A 5375-nucleotide genomic window follows, 5' to 3' on the forward strand; every position below is an offset into this window, starting at 1 on the left:
ATCTCGACCTGTCGGTCGCCATGACCGTGTCGCTCGAGGAGGCGGTCAAGGGTGCAGAACGGCGCGTGCGGCTATCGACCGGCAAGGAGCTCAACGTCAAGATTCCCGCCGGCGTCACCAATGGCCAGCAGATCCGGCTGCGCGGCCAGGGCGAGACCGCGCCCGGCCATCGGCCCGGCGATCTCCTGATCACCGTGAACATCGCGCCGCATCCGCTGTTCAAGGTCGACGGCAGCGATCTCAGGATCGAGCTGCCGATTACGCTCTACGAGGCCGTGCTTGGCGGCAAGGTGCGCGTGCCGACGCTCGGCAGCGCGGTCGAATTGTCGATTCCAAAGAATACCTCGAGCGGCCGCACCTTCCGCCTCAAGGCCAAGGGCCTGCCCAAGGCGACCGGTACATCCGGAGATCTCTTCGTCACCACCCGCATCATGTTACCCGACGGGAACGATGCCGAGCTCGAGGCATTGATGGAGAAATGGCGTGATTCGCACCCCTATAATCCGCGCAGTGAGTTGGGCTGAGGGAGCGGATGTGTCGCGCTCTCTTATCGCCGCATCGATTGCGGCGGTCACATCGAGGTTGGAGTTAAGGAGGCAGGTCAACGCAAGGTTCGGTCAACGCAAGCTTCGATTGTGCGTTTTGATTGACTTGCAAAGGACAGTGATCGCAACCCCGCGTTGAGCGTCACGCGACCACACCAAGATACTCACGGGAGCACCGGGATACTCGCGGCAACACCCGAATACTCACGGGAAAAAGGGTGCGGTCTCGAGAGGGGGACCAGCGCGGTACAAAACCCCAACTCGAGACCGCTTGCGTCGATCGGCGGATCGAACGCTGCTCATTTTCTCGTGAATAACGGGTGCGATATTGAGACGCGTTGATGACTTGTTTCCAGATTTTCGATGTCCGAATTAGGACGCCGCGACTAGAGCTTGATCAGGCGTCCTCATCCACCGCTTTTTTCGGGCTTTTCGGTCTGATCGTAGACCAGACGCGCCACCTGGGTCAGCCGCTCGCGGTCGCTCGTCCCACTGACGACATAGCCGACCCCGTCGTCGGCCCAGAACAGCGCGCCCTCGTTATCCCGGCTCGTGTAGCGCATCTGCGTCGCCTCGGTCATCGCCTTGGCGGTATAGATCGTGAAGCGCTCGCCGTTCGCGCTCTCGTACATCAGGAACGACGCCGGTCCGGTCGGTCCCGGCAGCAGCCGGCCGCCGACCAGCTTCAAGCCGGTTGCGTCCAATTCCGGCGCGCGAACCGCCCAGCCGCAGCGCTTGGTCAGCCACTGTTGCAGGTGCGTGCGTTCGCTCCCCGGCACCTCGACGGGGTGACGGACTTCGACGACGTAGAGCCGATACGCATCCAGCGCGTCGACGGTAAAACTCTTGAACGTCGACGGCGTGGCGGCCGCGCCATGCGCCAGCCAGCCGGCGCCGCCGCCGGCTGCGAAGGCCAGGAAACTCGCGGCGATCGTGCCATAGATCCATCGGCGCGGCTCTCGTCCCAGCCGCTCGAGATCGAGCCGCTGCGGCACCGGCTCGTTGGCAATGGAATCGTAGCGCGCGTGCAGCGCCTCTGCCATTGCCCGCCATGATTGCACCCGTTCGGCGTCGTCAGCGTGCGTTGCGAGCCACGCCTCGACATCGCCGCGTCGCTCAGTGGGCAACTCGTTGTCGACATAAGCGTGAAGCTCGTCTTCGGTGACGGGAATTGTCGGGTCAGTCATGGTTGTTGTCTCTGTCAGCTCCGGTCGGGTTGGATTGACGCATCACGCCGTTTGCAGGGATCATTTGACCCGCCGCAGCGCCGGACGTTCGCCCTCAAGTGAGGCTTTCACGTGGGCGCGAGCGCGGGCAAGTCGTGACATTACGGTGCCGATCGGCACGCCCTGAATGTCGGCGACCTCGCGGTAGCTCAACCCCTCCAGCATGACGAGGAGCAGCACCGCGCGCTGCTCCTCGACCAGGGTCGCCAGCGCGCGCGCGATGTCGCGGCCTTCCGCCTCGGTGCCGCTGGCGTCGGGATTGTTGTCGAGCAGCGGCATGAATTGCGGCCGCCGCGCCAGCGAGCGGCGCCGGTTCTTGTTGAGGTTGGTCAGGATCGTATAGAGCCAGCTCCTGACGTCGCCGCCGAGAAACAGCCGTTCCGAGCGCAGCGCACGCACCAGCGTGTCCTGCACCAGGTCGTCGGCGATATCGGCGTCGCGCGCGAGCGCGCGGGCATAGCGGCGCAGGGCCGGAATCATGGCTTCGACACTGTGGCGAAACGCGCTCATTGCGGCTCGTCTTCAAGGTTGCCTTTTGGGTTGCCTTGGCTGACCTCGCAGACCGCGCGGCCGCCCCGTCGATCATAACACTCGAAAGGCCAGGCTATTCCGTGCCTTGAGCTTTGCGGCAAAGGCCGTCGATTTGGGCTGTACCGGGCACAGGCGCTGGTGTACCTCAAATTCGGATCAAGCTCGATTGGACAAGCGGATGGCGTATATATCAGGTCTGATGCAGGGCAAGCGCGGTGTCGTGCTCGGCGTCGCCAACAACCGCTCGATCGCCTGGGGCATCGCCAAGGCCTGTCATGCGGCCGGCGCCCAGATCGCGCTGACCTGGCAGGGCGACGCGCTGAAGAAGCGGGTCGAGCCGCTCGCCAAGGAAATCGACGCCCTCTTGCTCGGTCACTGCGACGTGACCGACGCCGCGACCATCGATGCGGCCTTTGATCTTTTGAAGGACAAATGGGGCAAGATCGATTTCGTGGTGCACGCGATCGCGTTCTCCGACAAGGACCAGCTCGACGGCCGTTACCTCGAGACCACCGCGGACAATTTCTCGAAAACCATGCTGATCAGCTGCTACTCGCTGACCGCGATCGCGCAGCGCGCCGAGAAGCTGCTCATGGACGGCGGCTCGATCCTGACGCTGACCTATTACGGCGCCGAGAAATGGATGCCGCACTACAACGTCATGGGGGTCGCCAAGGCCGCGCTCGAAGCCAGCGTGCGCTACCTCGCCGCCGATCTCGGGGAGAAGAACATTCGCGTCAACGCGATCTCCGCAGGGCCGATCAAGACGCTGGCGTTCGCCGGGATCGCGGATTCGCGCTATCTCTTGAAATGGAACGAGATCAACGCCCCGATGCGTCGTAACGTGACCATCGAGGAGGTCGGCGACAGCGCGCTGTATTTCCTGTCAGAGTTGTCGCGCGGCGTCACCGGCGAAGTGCATCACGTCGATGCCGGCTATCACGTCGTCGGCATGAAGCGGCCGGAGGCGCCGGATATTTCGCTGGCCAAGGACTAGCCTGATCCGTCATGCCCGCGCCTGTCGTCTATTACATCCGCCACGGCGAGACCGCGTGGAATGCGATCGGCAGGCTGCAGGGCACGCAGGATATTGCGCTGAACGAGCTCGGCCACCGGCAGGCGATCCATGCCGGTGATGTGCTGGCCGGCCTGCTGACGCGCGACGGCCGCGACAGGCATTTGCTGCCGTTTGTCGCGAGCCCCCTGGGGCGGGCCCGCGCCACCATGGAACTGGTGCGTGGCGCGCTCGATCTGCCGCCGCAGGATTATGCGATCGACGATCGGCTGCGCGAGATCGCCTATGGAGCGTGGGAAGGCTCGACGCTGGCCGAGGCGCAGGCGCGCGACCCCGAGCTCTACGGCCGCCGGCTGGTCGACAAGTGGAATGTGGCAGCGCCGGGCGGCGAAAGCTACGCAGCGGTGCAGGCGCGGGTCAGCGACTGGTACCGAGGGCTTGCGGGCGATACAGTCGCCGTGGCGCATGGCGGCACCGCGCGCGCGCTGATGGTGTCGCTGGGCTTTGAGACCCCGCAAAGCGCGGCCGATCTCTTCATCGAGCAGGGCGCCGTCTATGTGTTCAACGATGGGGGCCAGACGAAGCACGTCTGACCATCCGCCGTCATGCCCGGCCGTGTCGGTGGGAGAGTCTTGTTTGACCGCCAAAAGCGCGTACTTTACGTAACGTTGACATTCAACGTTGATGCGAATTGTCAACAGAGGCGAGCACAGGCAGGACACCATGTCCTTCAACACCTTCGGCCACATGTTCCGGGTCACGACCTTCGGCGAAAGCCACGGGATCGCGATCGGCTGCGTGGTCGACGGCTGTCCGCCGCAGCTCGCACTGACGGAGGCGGACATCCAGCGCGATCTCGATCGTCGCCGCCCCGGCCAGTCGCGCTTCACCACCCAGCGCCAGGAGGCGGATGTGGTGAAGATCCTGTCCGGCGTGATGGTGCATCCCGAGACCGGCGTGCAGCTCACGACCGGCACGCCGATTGCGCTTCTGATCGAGAACACCGACCAGCGCTCCAAGGACTATTCCGACATCAAGGACAAGTTCCGCCCGGGCCACGCCGACTTCACCTATGAAGCGAAATACGGCCTGCGCGACTATCGCGGCGGCGGCCGCTCGTCCGCCCGCGAGACCGCCACCCGGGTCGCGGCCGGCGCGATCGCCAGGAAGATCCTGCCGGAGGTGAAGGTGCGCGGCGCGCTGGTGCAGATGGGCCCGCACAAGATCAATCGCGACAAATGGGATTTCGACGAGATCGCGCGCAATCCCTTCTTCTGTCCCGACAAGGACAAGGCCGCGTTCTTCGAGGATTATCTCGACGGCATCCGCAAGCAGGGGTCGTCGATCGGCGCGGTGATCGAAGTCGTCGCCGAGGGCGTGCCGCCGGGATTGGGCGCCCCGATCTACGCCAAGCTCGACGCCGACCTGGCGGCAGCGATGATGAGCATCAACGCGGTGAAGGGCGTCGAGATCGGCGCGGGTTTTGGCGCGGCGGAGCTCAGTGGCGAGGACAACGCCGACGAGATGCGGACCGGCAATGACGGAACGCGCTTTCTGTCCAACCACGCCGGCGGCGTTCTGGGCGGCATCTCGACCGGCCAGCCGGTGGTCGTCCGCTTCGCGGTCAAGCCGACCTCGTCGATCCTCAACCCGCGCAAGACCGTCGACCGCCAGGGCGCCGAGACCGAGATCATGACCAAGGGCCGCCACGACCCCTGCGTCGGCATCCGCGCGGTGCCGGTCGGCGAGGCCATGATGGCCTGCGTGCTGGCCGATCATTGGCTGCGGCACCGGGGGCAGGTGGGCAAATAGCGCTTCGGGCGTACAATTCACTATATTTTATGGGGTCGAGCATCGACACGGCCGAGCGCGCCGCGCGCAGTGCGGACTGCCGCTATCGCCGATGTGCGGCATGGCATAACATCACCCCATGAACGCGGCCGAGCTGCAGAAAATCATCGACTGGCTGATCGACGGTGCGAGGACAGCGACCAGTCCGCCCGACATGGTGGCGTCGCTGTGCGAGCGCCTGGTGCAGGCCGGCTTGCCGTTATGGCG

General features: G+C 64.7%; 6 protein-coding genes. 4 read left to right on the forward strand and 2 right to left on the reverse strand.

The window, feature by feature from the left end:
- Positions 1 to 524: J domain-containing protein (locus WCB02_RS13785; protein WP_423958776.1), on the forward strand; the 524-nt coding region annotated here is incomplete at its 5' end.
- A 428-nt stretch (positions 525 to 952) separates the two neighbouring features.
- Here WCB02_RS13785 and WCB02_RS13790 read toward each other — a convergent pair.
- Both WCB02_RS13790 and WCB02_RS13795 read right to left on the reverse strand, forming a co-directional pair.
- The gene (locus tag WCB02_RS13790; RefSeq protein WP_423958777.1) at positions 953 to 1732 is read right to left on the reverse strand and encodes an anti-sigma factor family protein; all 780 of its coding nucleotides are present in this window, start codon (positions 1730 to 1732) and stop codon (positions 953 to 955) included.
- 60 nt (positions 1733 to 1792) lie between these two features.
- Complete coding sequence (locus tag WCB02_RS13795; protein ID WP_423958778.1) at positions 1793 to 2281, reverse strand: sigma-70 family RNA polymerase sigma factor; 489 nt, start codon at positions 2279 to 2281, stop codon at positions 1793 to 1795.
- Positions 2282 to 2480: 199 nt separating this feature from the next.
- Between WCB02_RS13795 and fabI the strand changes: the two genes are divergently transcribed.
- From fabI to aroC, 3 genes are all read left to right on the forward strand, one after another.
- A complete protein-coding gene (gene fabI, locus WCB02_RS13800) occupies positions 2481 to 3299 on the forward strand; it encodes an enoyl-ACP reductase FabI (RefSeq protein WP_423958779.1) in 819 nt (272 codons plus the stop codon).
- An 11-nt stretch (positions 3300 to 3310) separates the two neighbouring features.
- Positions 3311 to 3910 carry a histidine phosphatase family protein gene (locus tag WCB02_RS13805; RefSeq protein ID WP_423958780.1) on the forward strand — a complete coding sequence of 200 codons (600 nt, stop codon included), beginning with the start codon at positions 3311 to 3313 and terminating at the stop codon, positions 3908 to 3910.
- A gap of 130 nt (positions 3911 to 4040) precedes the next feature.
- Complete coding sequence (aroC, locus tag WCB02_RS13810) at positions 4041 to 5129, forward strand: chorismate synthase (protein WP_423958781.1); 1089 nt, start codon at positions 4041 to 4043, stop codon at positions 5127 to 5129.
- The last annotated feature ends 246 nt before the right edge of the window (positions 5130 to 5375 follow it).

It is taken from the genome of Bradyrhizobium sp. (assembly GCF_049581145.1).
Lineage (GTDB): Bacteria > Pseudomonadota > Alphaproteobacteria > Rhizobiales > Xanthobacteraceae > Bradyrhizobium.

Bases quoted from the DNA above. Each gene is read 5' to 3' on its own strand.
- WCB02_RS13790 (WP_423958777.1), bottom strand. From the start codon at position 1,732: ATGACTGACCCGACAATTCCCGTCACCGAAGACGAGCTTCACGCTTAT.
- WCB02_RS13795 (WP_423958778.1), bottom strand. From the start codon at position 2,281: ATGAGCGCGTTTCGCCACAGTGTCGAAGCCATGATTCCGGCCCTGCGC.
- fabI (WP_423958779.1), top strand. From the start codon at position 2,481: ATGGCGTATATATCAGGTCTGATGCAGGGCAAGCGCGGTGTCGTGCTC.
- WCB02_RS13805 (WP_423958780.1), top strand. From the start codon at position 3,311: ATGCCCGCGCCTGTCGTCTATTACATCCGCCACGGCGAGACCGCGTGG.
- aroC (WP_423958781.1), top strand. From the start codon at position 4,041: ATGTCCTTCAACACCTTCGGCCACATGTTCCGGGTCACGACCTTCGGC.